16 protein-coding genes are annotated in these 19,792 nt (G+C 41.9%); 10 read left to right on the top strand and 6 right to left on the bottom strand.

Annotated features, from left to right (window positions below):
- Window positions 1-240: 240 nt before the first annotated feature.
- A complete protein-coding gene (gene hemB / locus V7K56_RS31545; RefSeq protein ID WP_334917163.1) occupies window positions 241-1,221 on the bottom strand; it encodes a porphobilinogen synthase in 981 nt (326 codons plus the stop codon).
- A 295-nt stretch (window positions 1,222-1,516) separates the two neighbouring features.
- Entirely contained in the window at window positions 1,517-1,876 is a 360-nt protein-coding gene (locus V7K56_RS31540) for a DUF4870 domain-containing protein (RefSeq protein WP_334917161.1), read from the bottom strand.
- A gap of 124 nt (window positions 1,877-2,000) precedes the next feature.
- On the opposite strand from V7K56_RS31540, the gene prfC reads away from it, so the two are divergent.
- The 6 genes from prfC (at window position 2,001) to V7K56_RS31510 (ending at window position 9,555) form a co-directional block, all read left to right on the top strand.
- Window positions 2,001-3,629 (top strand): peptide chain release factor 3, encoded by a 1,629-nt coding sequence (gene prfC / locus V7K56_RS31535; protein ID WP_334917159.1) that lies wholly within the window; start codon window positions 2,001-2,003, stop codon window positions 3,627-3,629.
- A gap of 204 nt (window positions 3,630-3,833) precedes the next feature.
- Window positions 3,834-6,110 (top strand): M48 family metalloprotease, encoded by a 2,277-nt coding sequence (locus V7K56_RS31530; protein WP_334917157.1) that lies wholly within the window; start codon window positions 3,834-3,836, stop codon window positions 6,108-6,110.
- 645 nt (window positions 6,111-6,755) lie between these two features.
- Window positions 6,756-7,262, top strand: a complete 507-nt coding sequence (locus V7K56_RS31525) for an RNA recognition motif domain-containing protein (protein ID WP_334917155.1) — start codon at window positions 6,756-6,758, stop codon at window positions 7,260-7,262.
- 190 nt (window positions 7,263-7,452) lie between these two features.
- The gene (locus V7K56_RS31520) at window positions 7,453-7,581 is read left to right on the top strand and encodes a hypothetical protein (RefSeq protein WP_334917153.1); all 129 of its coding nucleotides are present in this window, start codon (window positions 7,453-7,455) and stop codon (window positions 7,579-7,581) included.
- A 545-nt stretch (window positions 7,582-8,126) separates the two neighbouring features.
- A complete protein-coding gene (locus V7K56_RS31515; RefSeq protein WP_104907546.1) occupies window positions 8,127-8,561 on the top strand; it encodes a SufE family protein in 435 nt (144 codons plus the stop codon).
- Window positions 8,562-8,649: 88 nt separating this feature from the next.
- The gene (locus V7K56_RS31510; RefSeq protein WP_334917177.1) at window positions 8,650-9,555 is read left to right on the top strand and encodes an alpha/beta fold hydrolase; all 906 of its coding nucleotides are present in this window, start codon (window positions 8,650-8,652) and stop codon (window positions 9,553-9,555) included.
- 51 nt (window positions 9,556-9,606) lie between these two features.
- Here V7K56_RS31510 and tnpC read toward each other — a convergent pair whose 3' ends face one another.
- Both tnpC and V7K56_RS31500 read right to left on the bottom strand, forming a co-directional pair.
- Entirely contained in the window at window positions 9,607-11,079 is a 1,473-nt protein-coding gene (gene tnpC, locus V7K56_RS31505) for an IS66 family transposase (protein WP_334917151.1), read from the bottom strand.
- Window positions 11,080-11,196: 117 nt separating this feature from the next.
- Complete coding sequence (locus tag V7K56_RS31500; RefSeq protein ID WP_334917149.1) at window positions 11,197-12,555, bottom strand: HEAT repeat domain-containing protein; 1,359 nt, start codon at window positions 12,553-12,555, stop codon at window positions 11,197-11,199.
- Between the two features lie 306 nt (window positions 12,556-12,861).
- On the opposite strand from V7K56_RS31500, the gene V7K56_RS31495 reads away from it, so the two are divergent.
- The 4 genes from V7K56_RS31495 (at window position 12,862) to V7K56_RS31480 (ending at window position 17,379) form a co-directional block, all read left to right on the top strand.
- Complete coding sequence (locus tag V7K56_RS31495; protein WP_334917147.1) at window positions 12,862-13,833, top strand: CobW family GTP-binding protein; 972 nt, start codon at window positions 12,862-12,864, stop codon at window positions 13,831-13,833.
- Between the two features lie 88 nt (window positions 13,834-13,921).
- A complete protein-coding gene (locus V7K56_RS31490) occupies window positions 13,922-14,980 on the top strand; it encodes a WD40 repeat domain-containing protein (RefSeq protein WP_334917145.1) in 1,059 nt (352 codons plus the stop codon).
- 78 nt (window positions 14,981-15,058) lie between these two features.
- Window positions 15,059-15,331 carry a hypothetical protein gene (locus V7K56_RS31485; protein WP_334917143.1) on the top strand — a complete coding sequence of 91 codons (273 nt, stop codon included), beginning with the start codon at window positions 15,059-15,061 and terminating at the stop codon, window positions 15,329-15,331.
- A 443-nt stretch (window positions 15,332-15,774) separates the two neighbouring features.
- On the top strand, window positions 15,775-17,379 hold the full coding sequence (locus tag V7K56_RS31480) for an NAD(P)H-quinone oxidoreductase subunit N (protein WP_334917141.1): 1,605 nt from the start codon (window positions 15,775-15,777) through the stop codon (window positions 17,377-17,379).
- 85 nt (window positions 17,380-17,464) lie between these two features.
- Here the strand turns inward: V7K56_RS31480 and V7K56_RS31475 are convergent, their stop codons facing one another.
- A complete protein-coding gene (locus V7K56_RS31475) occupies window positions 17,465-18,856 on the bottom strand; it encodes an ATP-binding protein (RefSeq protein WP_334917139.1) in 1,392 nt (463 codons plus the stop codon).
- 87 nt (window positions 18,857-18,943) lie between these two features.
- Complete coding sequence (locus V7K56_RS31470; RefSeq protein WP_334917137.1) at window positions 18,944-19,486, bottom strand: methanogen output domain 1-containing protein; 543 nt, start codon at window positions 19,484-19,486, stop codon at window positions 18,944-18,946.
- Window positions 19,487-19,792 lie beyond the last annotated feature (306 nt).

The raw sequence follows: 19,792 nt of genomic DNA, 5'->3' as shown, positions 1-19,792 counted from the left end.
CAGTGAGGTTGCTGGAATACGCCATTAGCATTGGATTGTAGATGCTCAGGAGTACCTTAATTCAAAACCTCATAAGATGTCAAATGGGTTCTATATTGAACTTGCATAGGCTAGCAAAAACTGTAGGCATCACAATAGCTATAAACAAAGAATCTCACACCTAGACACCAAAACACAACTTTGCATCTTTACGTCTCTGTGTGAGATTTCCCTCTAAATTTAGTATTGAATATGCCTAGACTACTTTAACCATCGCGCCATATCTTTAGCATGATAAGTCAAAATCAAATCTGCACCAGCACGTTTAAACCCAGTTAAAGTTTCCAAAACCACCCGCTCTTCATCAATCCAACCATTGAGAGCCGCAGCTTTCACCATCGCATACTCACCAGAAACATTGTAAGCCGCAACTGGTAAGTTACTCGCTTCCTTAACGCGCCAAATAATATCCATGTATGCCAAGGCTGGCTTAACCATGAGCATATCAGCACCTTCGGCAATATCCAATTCAATCTCTTTAATCGCTTCACGGGCGTTACCCGGATCCATTTGGTAAGTTCTTCTGTCGCCAAATTGTGGTGTCGAGTCTGCTGCATCCCGAAATGGGCCATAATAACCCGAAGCATACTTAGCAGCATAAGATAAAATCGGCGTATCTTGAAATCCGGCTTCATCCAAACCCTGACGAATTGCCTGTACAAAACCATCCATCATCCCAGAAGGCGCGATGATATCCGCACCAGCTTTCGCTTGGGAAACCGCTGTTTTCTTCAATAATTCCAAAGTTGGGTCATTTAAAACTCGTCCTGTTAAATCACCAACTTGCAGATAACCACAATGACCGTGGCTAGTATACTCACACAAACAAGTATCAGCAATTACAATCAAATCTGGCACTGCTGCTTTTACCGCCATTGCTGCTTTTTGGACAATACCGCAATCATGCCAAGCGCCAGTGGCATCTACATCTTTATCAGCCGGAATACCAAATAAAATAATAGAAGGAATTCCTAAGTCGTAAACTTCTTTTGCCTCTTCGACAATTTTATCTACCGAAAGTTGGTAGACTCCGGGCATGGATTTCACTTCATTAGCGATTCCCTCACCTGGTACAGCAAATAGTGGGTAAATTAAATCGCTTGTTGTTAAAACAGTTTCACGAACCATCCGGCGCAGTTGAGGATGAGTACGCAGACGACGCGGGCGATGTATAGGAAACATAAAATTTTATGAAGAAAAACAACGCAGATGGACACAAAATAAAGCGTCACAAAAGCAGGCTAAAATTTTCCTGCCGTCAGACAAACTACAAACAGTGCTTAACTGTCCTTTGCCCTACTCTTAATCAAGTTGTAGGGCAATTTTGTATTTTACAGCTTGGTTGCACCTATCCAACAGGCTGGAAAAAAAATAACATAATAAGCAATTCAAAATTCAAAATTGTAATACCTTCTGTTGTCAAAACTTGGCAGACAATTACCAATGCCCTATGTCCAATGCCCAATCATAATTTGTGTTAAAAAACTCGAAAAATATAGGGATAACGGAAGGGTACATCAGGATTGCTGAAAACTCCGATGAGTGCCCAAATTGTTAATCCCCAGTGCAATAAAAATCCCAGACCGGCTAGTGGCCCCAGCAATAATAAAGGTAACACTAACCAACCGAATAGAAAAAACAGCGCTCCTAGAATTGCACCATAAAACCAGACATTAAAGTGGAAATTGATAGATTCTTTGGCGTTTTCTTTAACAACAGGATCGTCAGATACAAGCAGTATGGCGATAGGTATGCCTACAGATACGAATACTGTGCTGAAAAAAATCGCTCCATGAGACAAGGCAGATAGAAGCTTTCGCTTGTCTGTGTCGTACATTGCTTTCTCCTATTTAGTCAGATTGTTGGTTATACTACGACCCTATCACGAGCATCGTTGTCTTAAGATTAAAAGACTTGCCAGAGTCAAAAAAAATTAAGCTAGCTAACAAACAAATACATTTATGTCTACTGAACTTCAGTCTGAACTTATTCAAGCAGTTGAACTTCGCCGCAACTTTGCGATTATATCTCACCCTGATGCTGGTAAAACGACACTAACTGAAAAGCTACTCCTGTACGGGGGTGCAATTCACGAAGCTGGGGCAGTGAAAGCGCGACGGGCACAGCGTAAGGCTACCTCTGACTGGATGGCGATGGAGCAACAACGGGGTATTTCCATTACCTCCACAGTGTTGCAATTTGAATACCAAAATTGTCAAATCAATTTATTAGACACTCCCGGACACCAAGATTTCAGTGAAGATACTTATCGTACCCTTGCCGCCGCCGATAATGCCGTGATGTTGATTGATGCGGCAAAAGGTTTGGAACCGCAAACGCGTAAATTGTTTGAAGTGTGTAAGTTGCGGGGTATCCCAATTTTTACATTTATCAATAAGCTTGATCGCCCAGGTAGGGAACCTCTGGAACTGTTGGATGAAATCGAGCAAGAATTGGGATTGCAAACCTATGCGGTAAACTGGCCGATTGGGATGGGCGATCGCTTTAAAGGTGTTTTTGACCGACACAAGCAACAAATACACTTGTTTGAACGCAGCGCCCACGGTAGCCGAGAAGCCCGTGATACAATAGTCGACTTAGGCGATCCGAGAATAGAAGAACAGCTAGAACAAAACCTGTACTACCAACTGAAAAACGATCTAGAACTGTTAGAAGGAGTTGGCCCAGAGCTAGATTTACAGTTGATACACCAAGGCAAAATGACGCCCGTGTTCTTTGGTAGCGCCATGACTAACTTCGGGGTGGAGTTATTCCTTAAGTATTTCCTCGACTATGCCCTCAAACCCGGTTCTCATCTCAGCAGTGTTGGTGAAGTTCCGCCTACATACCCGGAATTTTCGGGGTTTGTCTTCAAGCTGCAAGCGAATATGGACCCGAAACACCGCGATCGCGTCGCATTTATCCGGGTTTGCACTGGTAAGTTTGAAAAAGATATGATGGTGAATCACGCCCGCATTGGTAAACTCATCCGTCTGTCTCGCCCGCAAAAACTCTTTGCTCAAGAGCGAGAATCGATTGATGTGGCTTATCCTGGCGATGTGATCGGTTTGAACAATCCCGGTGTTTTTGCGATCGGAGATACAATTTACACGGGGCAAAAGCTCGAATATGAGGGGATTCCGTATTTTTCGCCGGAACTGTTTGCGACTCTCAGAAATCCCAACCCCTCGAAGTCTAAACAATTCCAAAAAGGCGTTGCGGAATTGCGAGAAGAAGGCGCTGTGCAAATTATGTATTCAACTGATGAAGCCAAGCGCGATCCAATTTTGGCAGCGGTGGGTCAATTGCAATTCGAGGTGGTACAGTTTCGCTTACAAAATGAGTATGGTGTAGAAACCATACTAGATTTATTGCCCTACAGTGTCGCCCGTTGGGTTGAGGGTGGTTGGGAAGCATTAGAAAAAGTGGGACGGATATTCAATACCACTACAGTTAAAGACAGTATGGGACGACCAGTGTTGCTATTCCGTAATGAATGGAATTGTCAACAGTTATTGGGCGACCATCCAGAGTTAAAATTAAGCGCGATTGCCCCAGTATTTTCTAGTCAACAACCAGTGGAGAAATAAAGAAGAATACAGAATTCAGAATCCAGAATTCAGAATTAATCCTACAGAAGACCAAACTGAATTTTGAGGGCTGACGCATTTATTCAATCTTTATGCTTCACTTGACAAGCAAAACTTGAGCGCCGTTGATTTCTACGGCATCCGGGGTTCGCGCTTTTGCACAAACGTGGATCATTTAGAAGAGATTGGAGTGCCAGAATTTGTATGCCTTCACATGCCAAACCGTCTTTGGAGGCTGGTTTAGTTGCCCTCAAACAAGGAAATTACCAAACAGCGATCGCTCAACTAGAACCTATTGCTAGTATTCAAAGCAATGCTACTGCTAGCTTACAAGCCCAAGTTGGTTTAGTGATGGCTTATGCTCGCACTGGCGAAGTCCCCAAAGCGATCGCTATTTCCCAGAATCTCATTAAGAGTAACAATCCGCAAGTTCAAGAGTGGGCAAAACGCGCTCTCGAACATCTGACAAAACGTAAAAAATCCGAGCAAGAATCAAAAAAAGTCGAAACTGGATTTGTTGCCTTTGAGAATTCAACACCAGATTCAACCCTGGTTACTCCCCCGGAAACTCCTACATTAGAGGAAAAGCCAAACAACGATCAAGTAATAGAAACTAAAAGCGACGACATCCCGCCGATGGTGCCACTAGCAAAACTCAAAGCTACATTAGCGACACCGCCACCACCACTACCATCGGCTGCACCCCTAAACGGCTTCATGGGTTCCGTTACCCGCACCCAAGCCAAATTATTCGGTGCTATTTATTGGCGACAAGCACAACGCGCCAGAGCATGGCAACCACTACGTAAACCAAAATTAATTCCCTTGCGGCTACTGTCAGCCGGAACATTCATCGCCCTGTTTTGGGTGATCCGAGAAATCCTCAAGTTAGTACTAGGATTGATCAACCAGACTTTAGTCAAACTACCTTATCTGGAGCCGATACAGCTTTTATACTACGACCCTACTCAACTGTTGCTAATAGTATTGGTGATTTTAATCGCAGTCTCACCTTGGCTGCTGGATCTGCTATTAGCGAACTTGTATGGTCAGCGAGAATTTCCGAAAGATGTATTGAATACCCATAGCCGCGAAGCTGTTCGGGTGCTACAACGTTGTTGCCAACAACGGCATTGGCCGTTACCTAAACTGCGGATTTTACCAACAGCTACGCCAATTATTCTGACTTATGGTAGTTTACCACGTAATGCCAGGATTGTTGTCAGTCAAGGGCTATTAGAGCAGTTGGCAGATGATGAAATCGCTATTATTTACGCCACGCAGCTAGGGCATATAGCTCACTGGGATTTTGCTGTAATGTCTTTGTTGCTGCTGGTGACACTACCAACTCATAAGCTATATCAGCAAGTGTCGGAGTTGGGAGACAAAATATCAGCGAAAATTTGGCGCTGGCCAGTAACAATTCTGGCGAGTCTAATTTATGGAATTTGGTGTTTGCTAACTGGAACTGCATTGTGGTTGTCGCGGTTGCGGCTTTATTATAGCGATCGCGTCGCCGCTGAAATTACTGGTAATCCTAATGCCCTGATTCGCGCTTTACTCAAAATCGCCATTGGCATTGCCGCTGATATCCAAAAACAAGAACACACTAGTTGGCAACTGGAAAGCTTAAATCTTTTAACACCAGTCAGCTACCAACAAAGTTTATCTTTGGGCACTATTGCCAGTAATCTATCTTTTGAATCCTTTTTGAAGTGGGATATTGCCAATCCCTATGGCCGATGGTTTACAATTAATAATAGCCATCCTTTAATGGGCGATCGCCTCGAACGCCTTTGCCAAATAGCCCGTCACTGGCATCTAGACACCGAACTCCATTTTGCTAACGAACCATCAAAGGTTAAGCCTCAGTCTTTCTTATTACAAATCGCTCCTTGGTTGGGAATTCCTTTAGGGCTTTTGTTTGCAGCTTTCGTCTGGCTAACCTGGCAACTAGCATTCGCACTCAAGTTTTTAAATCTAAAGTGGATATATGAAGATTGGTCTTTCATTACAGGCTGCCTTTTGATTGGCTTTAGCATTGGTACTGTAATGCGGATTAATTCTTTCTTCCCCGATATTAAACCTGCCACCGTACAAACTGACGACAGCTTACCCAACCTGTTATCTGACCCTTCTGCATTACCCATTGATAGCGTCAGCGTGCGTCTTGTGGGTAAATTATTAGGTCGTCAAGGTACTAGCAACTCCCTAGCGCAAGATTTAATTCTCCAATCCAGCGCGGGTTTAGTGAAATTACACCACATTTCTTGGCTAGGACAGTCAGTCAATCACCAGGATCTAATTGGGCGGCAAATTATTGTCACAGGTTGGTTCCGGCGAGGAGCAACGCTTTGGATCGATATCCAAACCTTAGAAACTCAAAGTGGTAAAACCATTCATAGCCCTCATCCCATTTGGTCTACTTTTTTGGCTGTTGCAGCACAGGCTTGGGGCGCATACGTCTTTCTCACTGGTTAGTCATTGGGCATTGGGCATTGGGCATTAGCAAAGGACAAAGGACAAAAGACAAATCCAAATGTAAAGAAAAATTGCAGATTCTCTGAAAAAATGTTACATTTATTTACACAAACAAGAGCAACCGACATAACTCAGCATCACTGCTTAGTTGTGGATTTAGGTGCTTTTTCCCCGCTCTATACCTTTTTATCCTCCCAACACAGCAGTAAATTAACCAGCCCCTGGCTGGTTTTTGTTTCAAAATATGCTCACTTGCATAAAAAAATGTATTTTATGTTACGATGCAGTAATACTAATGTCGGAAATGTATGCGCTAAACTAGCTACGTAGAAAATACCGTGGTAATGTAAGGAATGGTATTTGATTCTGCGAATAAAGGTATAGAAGAAAGCGTGTACTTTAGCAGGCAATAGACTATTAAATTTACAATTCTTAGAATTAAGGTGTTATTAGCTCACAATAGTGTGAGCCATTGGATTAAATAAGCTTGATCCCGACAAAAAACTGTATTGTTGTATAGGTTGACAGTTTCGAGCAAAAAAATTGGTTTATGGCAGTCTTGGTCAATAGCATCTATTTAAAAGCTAAAGCTAAGTGATTGTTTTCTTGCCTTGCCATGTTCATTCAACTCTGGAGGTATAGTTCATGTCTGTTCGCCTATATATAGGTAATTTGCCTAAAGATGAAATAGATCGTCAAGATCTACAAGCCGTTTTTGCAGCAGAAGGTGATGCTGTAACTACTAAATTAATTAAAGACCGCAAAACTGGCAAATGCCGTGGTTTCGGTTTTCTTACAGTCAACAATGACGAACAAGCTGACGAAATTATTGAAAAGTATAATGGTCAGATGTTCAAAGATACTCCCATTAAGCTAGAGAAGGCATTACCTCGGACAAAGGGTGAAGAGGGCGACGAGCAAGCTCCTAAACCAGTTACTGTTGCTAGTAATAGTACCCCGACTCCTAGCCCCAACAGAGAAGGTAGCCGCCGCGAGAAAAGCTCTAAGAAGCCTCGTCGTGGAGGCGGTGGAGGCGGTTCTCGTGAAAGCAACAATACAACTACCGATTCAGACGCTATTCGTCCAGATCCTCGTTGGGCTTCGGAATTAGAAAAGCTGAAGCAGATGCTAGCTGCACAAACTACAAATTAATCCTCAAGGGAGAAAAACTAAAAATTAAAAATCAGAATTTTTTTGATTTTTAATTCTTAATTGTTGATAATTATCTAGCTGCTTAGTTTAATGAACTTGCAGCTAATTTTGTAAGTACGTAGGCGCAGTCTGCAGTAGGCATCGCATCGCCACTAGTACCGCAAGACGGAAGTCAAAAGGAGCCAGTGCGTTGGGGAGACAGCGCCGTGGTGAGGCAGTCGCTCAGAGGGGGTTCCCCCCAGGAGGAACTGCCTTCATGGTTTCCCGACTTGAGGCGACTGTCGTCGGCAGAGCCGCCCAACGCACTGGCTCCCCATGAGGAACTGCCGTTAGCGCAGCGTAAAGCCTTCGGCATGGCTTCGCTTAGAGCGAGCCTGCGTTCGCGCAGCGTCTCGTAGAGAGTGTCACCCGTTAGCGCAGCGTTAGCGAGTCCTCGAGCGTCAGGGGTATGTTTATTTACGCCGTGCTGTACTAGTCACATTAAGACATACCTGAGAGTTAGCAGCTAGGAGCTTGCAAACTGCCCAAGCTCTACAAAATCTATCTGGATTTCAATCAAATCAAAGACACATAAGTTTCACGAATTCATCATACTTACGTAAAAAAGTATATATTGATGCAACTATAGATTTCCGTAGACTTATTGTTAAAGCTTGCTTATGGAAAAATAAAATTAAGTTTTTGTGATTAGACACATCAAAAAACCCTGATCTTTATCAATGCGATCGCAGTAATTAGCTGGATTTGATAAATTATAGTCAGTATGCCAAGAGAACCAGAGGCGCGTAGGCGCAGCCCGCCGTAGGCATCGCTCTAAAGATAATCTACACTCAAGGAGATACCGATCATTTTCAGCTTCTGTTTATGTCCTCAACTCTAGATTCTTTGCCACCTGCGCTCGCTAAAATTGTCCAGCGCTTTCAACGCGCTTCCGAACCGAAGCGACGCTACGAACAGCTAATCTGGTATGCTCAGAAGCTCAATGAGTTCCCAGAAGCTGATAAATTACCCGAAAATAAAGTTCCTGGTTGCGTGTCTCAAGTTTATATTACAGCAGCCTTGGATGACGGTAAAGTTGTATTTCAGGGCGATTCCGATTCCCAGTTAACCAAAGGATTAGTAGGGCTTCTGGTAGAGGGATTAGATGGACTAACGCCAACTGAGATTGTTCAACTTACTCCAGATTTTATTCAAGAAACAGGTTTAAATGTTAGCCTAACACCTTCCCGTGCTAATGGATTTTACAACATTTTTAAAACCATGCAAAAAAAAGCATTGGAATCTAAAATTGGTCATTAGTCATTAGTCATTAGTCATTAGCAAAGGACAAATGACTAATGACAAAGGACAACTGACAAATAAGGTACAATTACCAAAATTTAGTCTAATGTCAACAAATTTATTATCTACCTCTGCTGCTATTGGCTTTGGTGGAGTAGTTAAAGAATATCTCTGGAACTGGGAAAATCAACAATTGCGCGTTGTTTATGAAACCCTCGGTAAAGGTTCACCGCTATTGCTACTACCAGCTTTCAGCAGTGTTTCAACGCGTTTGGAAATGGGCGAACTTGCCAGGTTATTAGTTCCCCATTTTCAAGTTGTAGCCGTAGACTGGCCTGGATTTGGTGAATCTTCTCGCCCTAGTTTGAATTACCGACCCCAAATATATCAGCAATTTCTGGAAGATTTTGTCAAAGCTATTTTTAATACTCCCATTACTGTGGTCGCAGCTGGTCATGCTGCTAGTTACGTTTTACAATTAGCTGTCAAACAACCTGCTGCTTTTTCACAGATTGTGTTGTTAGGTCCTACTTGGCGTGGTCCTTTGCCGACAATGGGAGCAAGTCAGCAAATAGCTAGTCTGGTGAGAGAATTGGTGCGATCGCCTATACTTGGTCAAGCTCTCTACAAACTCAACACTACTCAATCTTTCTTAAGTTTTATGTACCGCCGTCATGTGTTTACTGACGCGGCTAAAATTACACCCAGTTTCATTGAGAAGAAGTGGCACACGACTCAACAACCAGGAGCGCGATTTGCATCTGCTGCCTTTGTAACTGGTAATCTTGATGCTGTACGCGAACAATCTGCTTTTTTGGAACTTGTGCAGTCTTTAACCGTACCCCTGATGGTAGTAATTGGGGAATCCAGCCCTCCCAAATCACGAGAAGAAATGAACGCTTTGGTAGCCTTACCAGGAGTGAGAAGCGTTGTTATACCTGGTTCTCTAGGACTGCATGAAGAATACCCAGCAGTTGTTTTAGAAGCAGTTCAAGATTTTTTGTTCTCTTGAGAAAATTAAATTCTCATACCAAAACACAAAGAATCATGTAAGGATTCAGGTCTAATATTGAGGAAGTAAAGAAGGGCGAGACTGAAAATTATTAGAGTCAGCCAGTAGAGCTTGTGCAAAAAAATCAATCACAGACCTGGCTTGACGACGGCAAGTTTGTACCACCGTCAATAAATTTGCAGTGTGTTGAAACCGCTCCATTGAACGGGAACCACCACTAATCTTACGTTTTGTCACAGCCAAGCGAAGCGATCGTTCAGCCTGATTGTTATCAGGAGCAACTTCAGGGTTGTCAAGGAAATACCACCATTGAGTTGCTTTATCACGCAAAGAACGTAAAAGGTTTCCTGCTGTAGCTGAGGCCAAGTTAATCCATTGATCAACAGAGGATTGCAACTTAGATTTGAATTGATTGACCCAATCGTTGTAACTACTAGAGTCAAGAGTTTCAAACCATTGGGCGTAATTTCTAAAGGCTTCATCAATTAAATCAACAAAAGCTTTACCGATAGCTTGGTTGTGAAGACCTGGAAGTTGAATTAATTTTTTGAAGTGACGACGTAGATGAGCCAAGCATTTCTGCTGTGCTAGAGCTTGATAGCCATTGTAAACACTAAAATCGTCGCTGCTGAGTACCCCTGTATATTTAGCCCCTAGAATTGTTTCTAATTCGGCTCTAGAACGAGTATCAGCCGCAGTAAACAGGCAGAAATCAGAATTAGCAACTACCCACAACCATTCTTTGATTCCCTTGACTGACCAAGGTGTTTCATCCACATGAACATTAGGTTGTGTCTGTTTGACCCAATTACTTAATTGACTAACGCTTGGTTCAATCGCTTGTTGAATTCGTTCATTGGTTGCGACTAAAGTTCCTAGCCCAACTTGAATTTGCCCCAGTTCATATAGCATTTCTTGCTGTTTTTCATAGGACATATGTGCATAATTGTTTACCCATCCTAAAAACGCCTGTAAAGAAATCCCTAAATCCTGTCCTGGGATGATCTCTTGTGGCCATTGCGCTGTTTGTAAATTTCCACAGCACTCACACATACAGGTTTGGCGTTGATACTCCACTATTTCGATGGGACGTTCCACTAGTTGCGCTACCGACTGTTTTTCTACTTTCACTGCTATAGACGCAAATGCTTTTTGACCACAGTAAACGCAATCCGTAGGACGTAATATTTCATAACGAGCTATTCTGCTAAAACCCTTACGAGTTTTACCTTGATGTCCTGGCTGCCCACCTGGTTTCTTTTTGAGCTGATTTGATTCCTCTTGAGGGGGTGCTTTTTTGTTTTCGCTTTTTTTGTGGATGTCCCCAGATGGGGGCTTTGATGAGTTAGAACTATCTAAATCTCTACTGACTTTTAAACGTTCTACTTCTTGTTGTAGTTCTAAGATGATTTTCTGTAACTCACGTATTACCTTGCTCTGCTCAATAATTATCTCTACCAGTTCTTCCTTCGATAACTGGTTCAAGCTTTCTGAGTCTAATTCTTGAGGCAGGTTTTGGTTCATATTTGTGATACTCCTCCTCAAGTGTCCTCTTTGTCAATACTCTGCCACCTGAATCCTTACAGAATCATTTTGCGCCTTGGTGCGAGATTAAAATTAGTTCAAACTACTGCTGCTTCCCTACCTTGAGCGGGTTTTAGAAAACAAGCGGGAATCTTTTTCTTTTTTGAGGAAATTAAGAGAGCGACGCAAACGTTTTTTTCCTTCTGAAACTTCTGAAAACCCAGGTAAATTTGCATACTCAGACTTGGGATTTTCTGCAATATTTAAAGCCGTTTCTAAGTAGAATATGGCGAGATCCACTTCTTGATTAGATAGCTTAGTTGCGTTATCTTGCCAGCTTTCAGCGATGCGTCCCAAAGCTTCTTCTGCATTATAGCTAAGCTCCGGTTTCTTCAAAGCTTCAATAAGCACCGGGACGGCTGTTGCTGCTTTTTCCCCCATGCTTTCTAAGGCAGAGGCAGCACTTGAACGAACCTCAAGATCCAAATCATTTTTTAAAGCTTCAATAAGCACCGGGACTGCGGTTGCTGCTTTTTCACCAATGAATTTCAAAGCATAAGCAGCATTTGAGCGAACTTTTGCATTTTTATCCTGTTTCAAAGCTGTGATGAGTGCAGGCACGGCTTTTGCTACTTCTTCACTCTTGCCTTCCCAAATACCAACTCTTTGCAAGACAGAGGAAGCACTTATACGAACCAAATCATTTTTGTCTTTCAATGCTTGGATAATTATAGGAACTAGCGATGTTGTATCTTGCGCCATATTGCTCAAAGCACTAGTTGCATTTGCTCGCACTTGCTTGTTATCATCTTTGAGTGTTTCCATGAGTACGGGAATTGCTGCTTTCAGTTCGTTTGTGAGTTTTACATTAAAGTTGTCATCGGTAGAATAAGTAAAACTCATAGATTGAAAAGCCATGAGTGCAGTTAAGCGTACTTCCGTATCACTGTCTTTCACTGCTGCAATGACAACGGGGATAACTGCTTTCACTTCAGGGGTAGATTTATTTAAGTCGTTGCCAGCAATGCTAATCAAAGCTGAGACAGCACAAACGCGAACTTCCGCATCTGGATCGTTTTTTGAGGCGGTAATTAAGTTTGAAATTACCTCACTAGCTTCTTTTTTATCAATGCTTCCCAACAAGTGAGCAGCATCGGCACGCAGTTTTGTATCCCGGTTTTGTAACGCTTTAACTAAATCAGAAACAGCTTGTGAACCAATTCTTTGCCTAGCTCTAGCTGTTCTTTCAGAGCCACAATAGTTCCGGTTTGGTTCTTGGTAGCTTGAGACACCCAGTGTGCGCTCCATCTCTTGCCCCCAAACGTTGCCCATCGGCAACATAGATAACCAAAGGCATAAAAATGAAATTTCTAATGCCACTTGAAATTTAACTAAAAAGCTGACTGGAATAGATGCAGATGCTTGACCTGTTTGAGTTACTTGCTTTTTCGAGCAGGTAGTGTTTCTTGAAACCACCACACTTCTCCATCAAAGTATAGTTTTTTATGTGATGATTATCATAGAATTCCTCCTATTGTCAAGCTACTAACATGCAACTTACAGCAGAGTGGACTAGCTTGGATGCAATATTCCTACCAAGCTATGCCAACTTATGAATATTTATTACTTATTACAGATGCATAAAAATAAAATGTTTCTTGATTAAATTATGTAATTATTTTTCTGAAATCCAAAATAACAGCAAGTTCGCACAAAAATATAAAAAGATTTATCATAGGCGATAATGATTATCCATAAGGTGAGACAAGAGGAATTTAGAGTATGGTGGCTGACGTAATCAACAATTCAGTTCCCGTTACTGTTCTTACAGGCTATTTGGGTGCAGGTAAAACGACTCTACTCAATCACATCCTCACCTACGAACACGGCAAAAAAGTTGCTGTGATTGTCAATGAATTTGGGGAAGTGGGTATTGATAATCAATTGATTATCGATGCAGATGAAGAAATATTTGAAATGAACAATGGTTGTATCTGTTGTACAGTGCGAGGCGATTTAATTCGGATCATTGGCAATTTGATGAAGCGGCGTGATAAATTTGACCATTTAGTAATTGAAACAACTGGATTAGCCGATCCTGCACCAGTGATTCAGACATTTTTTGTTGATGAAGATTTACAAAGCCAACTGTCTCTAGATGCAGTGGTGACAGTCGTAGATGCCAAGCACATCTCGCAGCACTGGGATGCAGATGAAGCACTAGAACAGATTGCCTTTGCAGATGTAATTTTACTTAATAAAACAGATTTGGTAGCGCCAGAAGAATTAGATGAATTAGAAAAACGGATTCGGGTGATGAATGCGATCGCAAAAATCTACCGTACCCGCAATTCTGAACTAGGAATGGATGCTTTACTAGGTGTGAAAGCCTTTGATTTAGATCGTGCATTAGAAATTGATCCAGATTTCTTAGGCGAAGATGCCCACGTACACGATGAAACTGTTTTTTCTGTGGCTTTAGTAGAAGCAGGTGCAGTCGATGGAGAAAAATTAAACACTTGGCTTTCCGAGTTACTGCGTACCCAAGGCCCAGATATCTTTCGGATGAAAGGCATTTTAAATATTGCTGGAGAAGATAATCGATTTGTATTCCAAGGAGTACACATGATATTTGATGGCAAACCCGATCGCCCCTGGAAACCCAGCGAAACCCCCAAAAACGAACTAGTCTTCATCGGCCGCAATCTTGATGCAGCCCAACTCAAGCAAGATTTTCTCGCTTGTCTAGCTTAAAACAAGTTGTTCTTAAGCAGAAGAAGCAGGGGGTAAGAGAAGAAATAACTCATGCCCAATGCCCCATGCCCAATGCCCCTTTACAAATATGAACTCCACAACCAAATCTAAGGAATTTGAACAAAACTATTCGGGGACACTTTCAGATTATGTAACTGCGATCGCTTGGTCGCCACAAGGTCAAACTTTAGCAGCAACTTCCGCCGCTGGCGAAGTAGTTTTGTGGAATGATGGCGAACTCACAAGCTTACAAACTGGTAACGGTAAATCAGTAGACTGTCTCGCCTTTTCGCCCGATGGCAAATTTTTAGCTGTTGGCGGACAAGATGGACAGGTGAAAATCTGGTGCGACACTGAATTAATCGCCACGTTGGAAAATGCCCCTGCATGGGTTGACAAGTTAGCTTGGAATTACACCAGTAACCAACTGGCTTTTAGTTTGGGCCGTTATGTCCAAGTCTGGAATGCAGAGACTCGTGAAATTGTCGTGACGCTGAATTTCGACAACTCATCAGTACTGGGTATAGATTGGCGCATTGACGGACAGTACTTAGCAATTAGTGGTTATAAGGGAGTAAAGATTTGGCATAGTCAAAAGTGGGATGAAGAACCATACAGCTTAGATATGACTACTGTCAGTTTAGCTATGGCTTGGTCGCCCGATGGCAAATTTCTGGCTTCTGGCAACATGGATCGTAGTGTCACCGTTTTGGAATGGAACAACCCCGATCCTTGGGTAATGCGTGGCTTCCCCGGTAAAATTCGCCAATTAGCATGGTCAGAAGCTATGACTAAAGTAGGTGCGCCAATACTGGCATCTTCTAGCGTTGAAGGTATTGTAGTCTGGGAAAAGCTAGAGGATGATTCATTAGGTTGGGAAGCACGAGTCTTAACTAATCATGTGGGTGTAATCAATGCGATCGCCTTTGCACCCAAAAGCTTCCTACTCGCTTCTGCTGCTGCTGACGGCTGGTTATGTTTGTGGAACCAAGCCAAGGAAGTATCCCAAATTATTACAGGTGTCTCAGGAGGATTTTCTAGCCTAGCTTGGCATCCCCAAGGTAAGTTACTAGCCGCAGGGGGTGAACAGGGCGAATTAGTTGTATGGTCAAAGGTTTTGCGAGGTCAGGGATTCGCGCGTAGTTAAGCAATACTCACTAATTAAAGTTGAATTTCGGCAATTTATTGGCTATGCTTTATCAGCAAAGGTATATTTGTGTAAATTATGAAGATTGTCAAACTAATTTTACTTGCCTGTCCCGCATTTCTGGTATCTATGATGCTGATAGTCAATCCAGCAAATGCATCCAGCCTAAAATCTGCTTACACTACCCAAACTATGACGGTAGTATCTACACAACAAATTCCCGATTTGGCAACACCAAACTTGATTCAAACATCTAATCCGATAATCAATCAAGTTGGTTGCAATTGTCCCAACTGTGTTCAGTCTAAATTTCAGTCACTACAAGGCAAGCTGCCATCAGTTGGTTTTTAATAAAGTTAGGAGTTATAAATATTGTTGGGGCACAGCATTGCTGTGCCTTTATTAATTTTATAAGCTTTTTGTACGTAACTATCGCACTGGTTGCAGCATAATTATTTATGAGATTCGCTAAAAGTCACGCCTAAAAAACGAATTAGAAAAGTTGTTAAGTCAATAGGCTTGGGTTAGCGCCAAAAACCTTAAACTGCGTAGGTTGGGTTGAGGAACGAAACCCAACATTTAGCGTATTGGTTGTTAAGTAGAATCTCTGGAAACTGAGAAAGCTGCTGGTAAAGTATTAAGGTTGGTGCGTTCGCGTAGCGTGCCGTAGGCAATCGCCATCTGCATCCAAGCTGTTAAGCTCTTGTTAAAATAGCTAGTCTGGGGATTAGAAAACTTGCTAGAGTGAACGTAGAGTTAGCCTTAATGTCTAATCGCCAAAACCTATACATCTCATGGATTTTGCTAATATTGCATCCCAGTTAAACGCTGGAACGATTTTGCCAGAGGGGATTGTTATTCTTACCCTCTTGGGGGTTTTGATTGTTGATTTGATTTTGGGGCGTACATCCGCACGCTGGATCGGATATCTAGCGATCGCAGGTTTATTTGCTTCGATTATCGCCCTATATTTTCAATGGAACGCTGCTAATCCCATTTCTTTTAGCGGTGGCTTTAACGGTGACGACCTGAGTATTGTCTTTCGCGGTATTATTGCCTTGTCTGCGATTGTGACTATACTGATGTCAATTCGCTATGTTGAGCAGAGCGGCACCGCTTTAGGCGAATTCATCTCTATTTTGCTGAGTGCTACATTAGGAGGAATGTTTTTATCCGGGGCTAGTGAGTTGGTGATGATTTTCATCTCCCTAGAAACCCTGAGTATTTCCTCTTATTTATTGACAGGTTATACCAAGCGTGACCCCCGCTCCAATGAAGCAGCGCTGAAATACTTGTTAATTGGAGCTTCCAGTACAGCAATATTTTTGTACGGTGTATCCCTGCTGTATGGACTATCTGGAGGACAAACTGAACTTAGTGCGATCGCTAATGGCATTGCCACAGCGAACGTGGGACAATCTTTAGGTTTAGTGATTGCCCTAGTTTTTGCGATCGCAGGTATTGGCTTTAAAATCTCCGCCGCACCCTTCCACCAGTGGACACCAGACGTTTACGAAGGCGCTCCCACCCCAGTCATCGCCTTTTTATCTGTCGGTTCCAAAGCGGCTGGGTTTGCCCTAGCCATCCGCTTGCTAACAACAGCCTTCCCTCTTGTTGCTGACGAGTGGAGGTTTGTCTTCACAGCTCTAGCCGTTCTCAGCATGATTTTGGGTAACGTAGTCGCCCTAGCTCAAACCAGCATGAAACGGATGCTAGCTTATTCATCCATTGCCCAAGCTGGGTTTGTGATGATTGGCTTGATTGCTGGCACACAGGCAGGATACGCCAGTATGATATTTTACCTACTGGTTTATCTGTTCATGAACTTGTGCGGTTTTACCTGCATTATCCTATTCTCACTGCGGACAGGAACCGACCAGATTGCCGAATACTCTGGCTTATATCAAAAAGACCCACTCCTAACACTGGGGTTGAGTATCTCCCTGCTTTCCTTAGGTGGTATTCCACCATTGGCTGGGTTTTTCGGCAAGATTTACTTATTCTGGGCTGGTTGGCAAGCAGGACTTTATTGGTTAGTTTTGTTGGGCTTAGTCACCAGCGTAGTCTCCATTTATTACTACATTCGTGTAGTTAAGATGATGGTAGTCAAAGAACCCCATGAAATGTCCGACGTAGTGAAGAATTATCCACAAGTACGTTGGGATTTGCCTGGGCTAAGACCTTTGCAGGTCGGGTTGATAGTAACATTAATTGCCACTTCCATAGCAGGGATTTTGTCAAATCCACTGTTTACATTGGCTAACAATTCCATTTCCCATACTCAATTTTTGCAAGCAACAATCAACAGTAATCTAAAAGCAGAAAATCTACTGCTTTTACCAAAATTAGATTCGGTTAGTCAGTCTCAATCCTCAGTTGATTCCACTGCCAAGATATAACCGAGTCTGTACCATACTTTATACTCAAAGACACGCCTGTTTGCTAATTAGCAGACAGGCGTTGTTATATCTTTTAACTGAATTTTTATGAGACTGAGTTAATAGGTATTTTAATTACAAATTCTGCACCTTTTCCTAGAATAGAAAAACAGTTAAGTTCTCCCCTATGTTTTTCAACTATAATCTGATAACTTATATATAGCCCTAGTCCAGTACCTTTGCCCACAGTTTTAGTGGTAAAAAACGGATCGAATAGCTTTGAGAGAACTTGTTCATTTATGCCCAAACCATTATCAGCAATACTAACTGCTATCCATTTTTCATCGATTAGTTCAGTTTTAATTTGAATTTGGGGATTATTATTTCTCAGTTTTTGACTTTCAGTTTTTTGTGTATTTACTTCTGAATACTGACTGTTGAGGCCCGATGCTTCCAGTGCATCAATCGCATTAGCAAGAATATTCATAAACACTTGATTGAGTTGACCAGGATAGCAAGTTACATTCGGCAGTTGACTGTATTTTTTGATGACTTTGATTTCTGGGTACTCATGCCTAGCTTGCAGGCGATGCTCTAAAATCATTAAACTACTATCAATTCCTTCATGAATATTAACTTGCTTAAATTCTGCTTCATCAAGTCTGGAAAAGTTACGTAGTGATTTAACAATTTCCTCAATGCGTTCTGTTCCCACTTTCATTGAGTGGAAAAGTTTAGTTATATCTTGAATTAGAAAATCTAAGTCTATTTCATCTACTTGCTCTTGAATTTCTGGAGGAGTATTTGGACAAAGTTGTTGATAAATTTCTACCAATTTCAGTAAATCCTGAGTGTATTTATGAGCGTGGTGAAGGTTTCCATAAATAAAACTCACGGGATTATTAATTTCATGGGCAATACCAGCAACCATCTGACCTAAACTAGACATTTTTTCAACTTGGATAAGCTGAGTTTGGGTAAGTTGCAGTTCGTTTAGTGTTTCTTGTAAAGCAGTTGTACGTTCCTCAACCCGAATTTCTAGCTCTTGATTCGCTTTCTTGAGCGCTTCCTCTGCCTGTTTACGTCTTTGAACTTCTTTTGCTAACTCATCGATTTTCTCGTTCAAGAGAACGAAATTACTGATGGCTACAGCTCTATTTTCCAAGCGTAAGAGAATTAAAGCTGAACATTCAGCAGACCAAGGTTGAATAACTGCTCCTTGACTACGGCATATTAACGTTTGTCCATCATTCTTTCGTAAAGTCAAAGAGCCAATAACCATTGCCCTGCTACATGAACAAGCTTGCAGGTACTTGACAATATCATTGGTAGACTCAGTTACAAGCTCAAAGAGCATTCTTCCCCGCAGTTCCTGACGGCGTAACCCCAACATATCTGCTACTGGTTGATTGGTAGCTAACAACTGACCATCTCCACTCACCAGGAGTAAAGGTTCTGGTAAAACTCTGGCAAGTTCAAGAAATTGTTCAGGAGTCATGAGGCTTCAACTTTCACAGTTTGACTCTACTTTACATATCTGCACTAAGCTTATATCCTGGAGTTATTTTGTTTGATGCTGAAGGATTTACACAGATTCTATTCCCCTAAAGTATTCTCGACCTTCTGCATCTTCTGCCTCTTCTGTAAGTTTTAAGTAAACAATAACTCTACATCCAGAAGCACCTTGTGCTATGGTCTCTTGCAATTCTACTTTGGCATATCCTAAATTATTAGCTGCGATCGTTCCAAAAACGTTTGAAGTCATCATGCACATGCCAGGGCGATTAAGTACTTTGTCGCCAAATGGGCAAACACGGTTGCCAAAGACAATTTTTTCATCATTCTGCTCAATAATATAAAAATCGCCTTGGATTCGTTTTTTTAAATCAATCAAGACATCAGCTACCTGCTTACGAGAAAGGTTAGAGATTTCCAGGGCAGATTTATAATCTTGGTTAATCTGCCTTCCCATCCTTTCACCAACGACGCTAATAAATCCCGAAGCTTCTTCTAAACCAACTACATCCTGCAAAGTACCAGATAATTCTCTGATTAGTGTACGTAAAAATATATCGCGTTCTAAAGAAAGATTAAGCGTAGCTATTGAGTGCTTGGGTGTATTGATCATAAATTTTGAGGATACCATCTTGGAAGTACAGTTATAGAGTTCCCCAAAATGTCTCTAAAGTAACTACTTAATCTTTTTATTGTGAGAATTTAATGTTTGCTTTTAGTTTTAATGAAAAAAATGTCCATAACAAATTCTGAACCTTATCATTGTGACAGTTTACGGTTTGGCATAGTCTTTTCTATGTTACGTCCCTATTATCCTTTCTAACTCTAACCCTCCTTAAAAAGTAGGGAATTAGATCAAGTCTTAAAAAGGTTAGCCAGCAAAATATTAAGTGTTTTCCCATGAGCAGTGGGCTTGGGT

This window comes from Nostoc sp. (genome assembly GCF_036917535.1).
In the GTDB taxonomy this organism is placed as follows: Bacteria; Cyanobacteriota; Cyanobacteriia; order Cyanobacteriales; family Nostocaceae; genus Nostoc.
The sequence above is the reverse complement of the archived record's forward strand: the minus strand, read 5'-3'. Positions and strand labels throughout refer to the sequence as shown.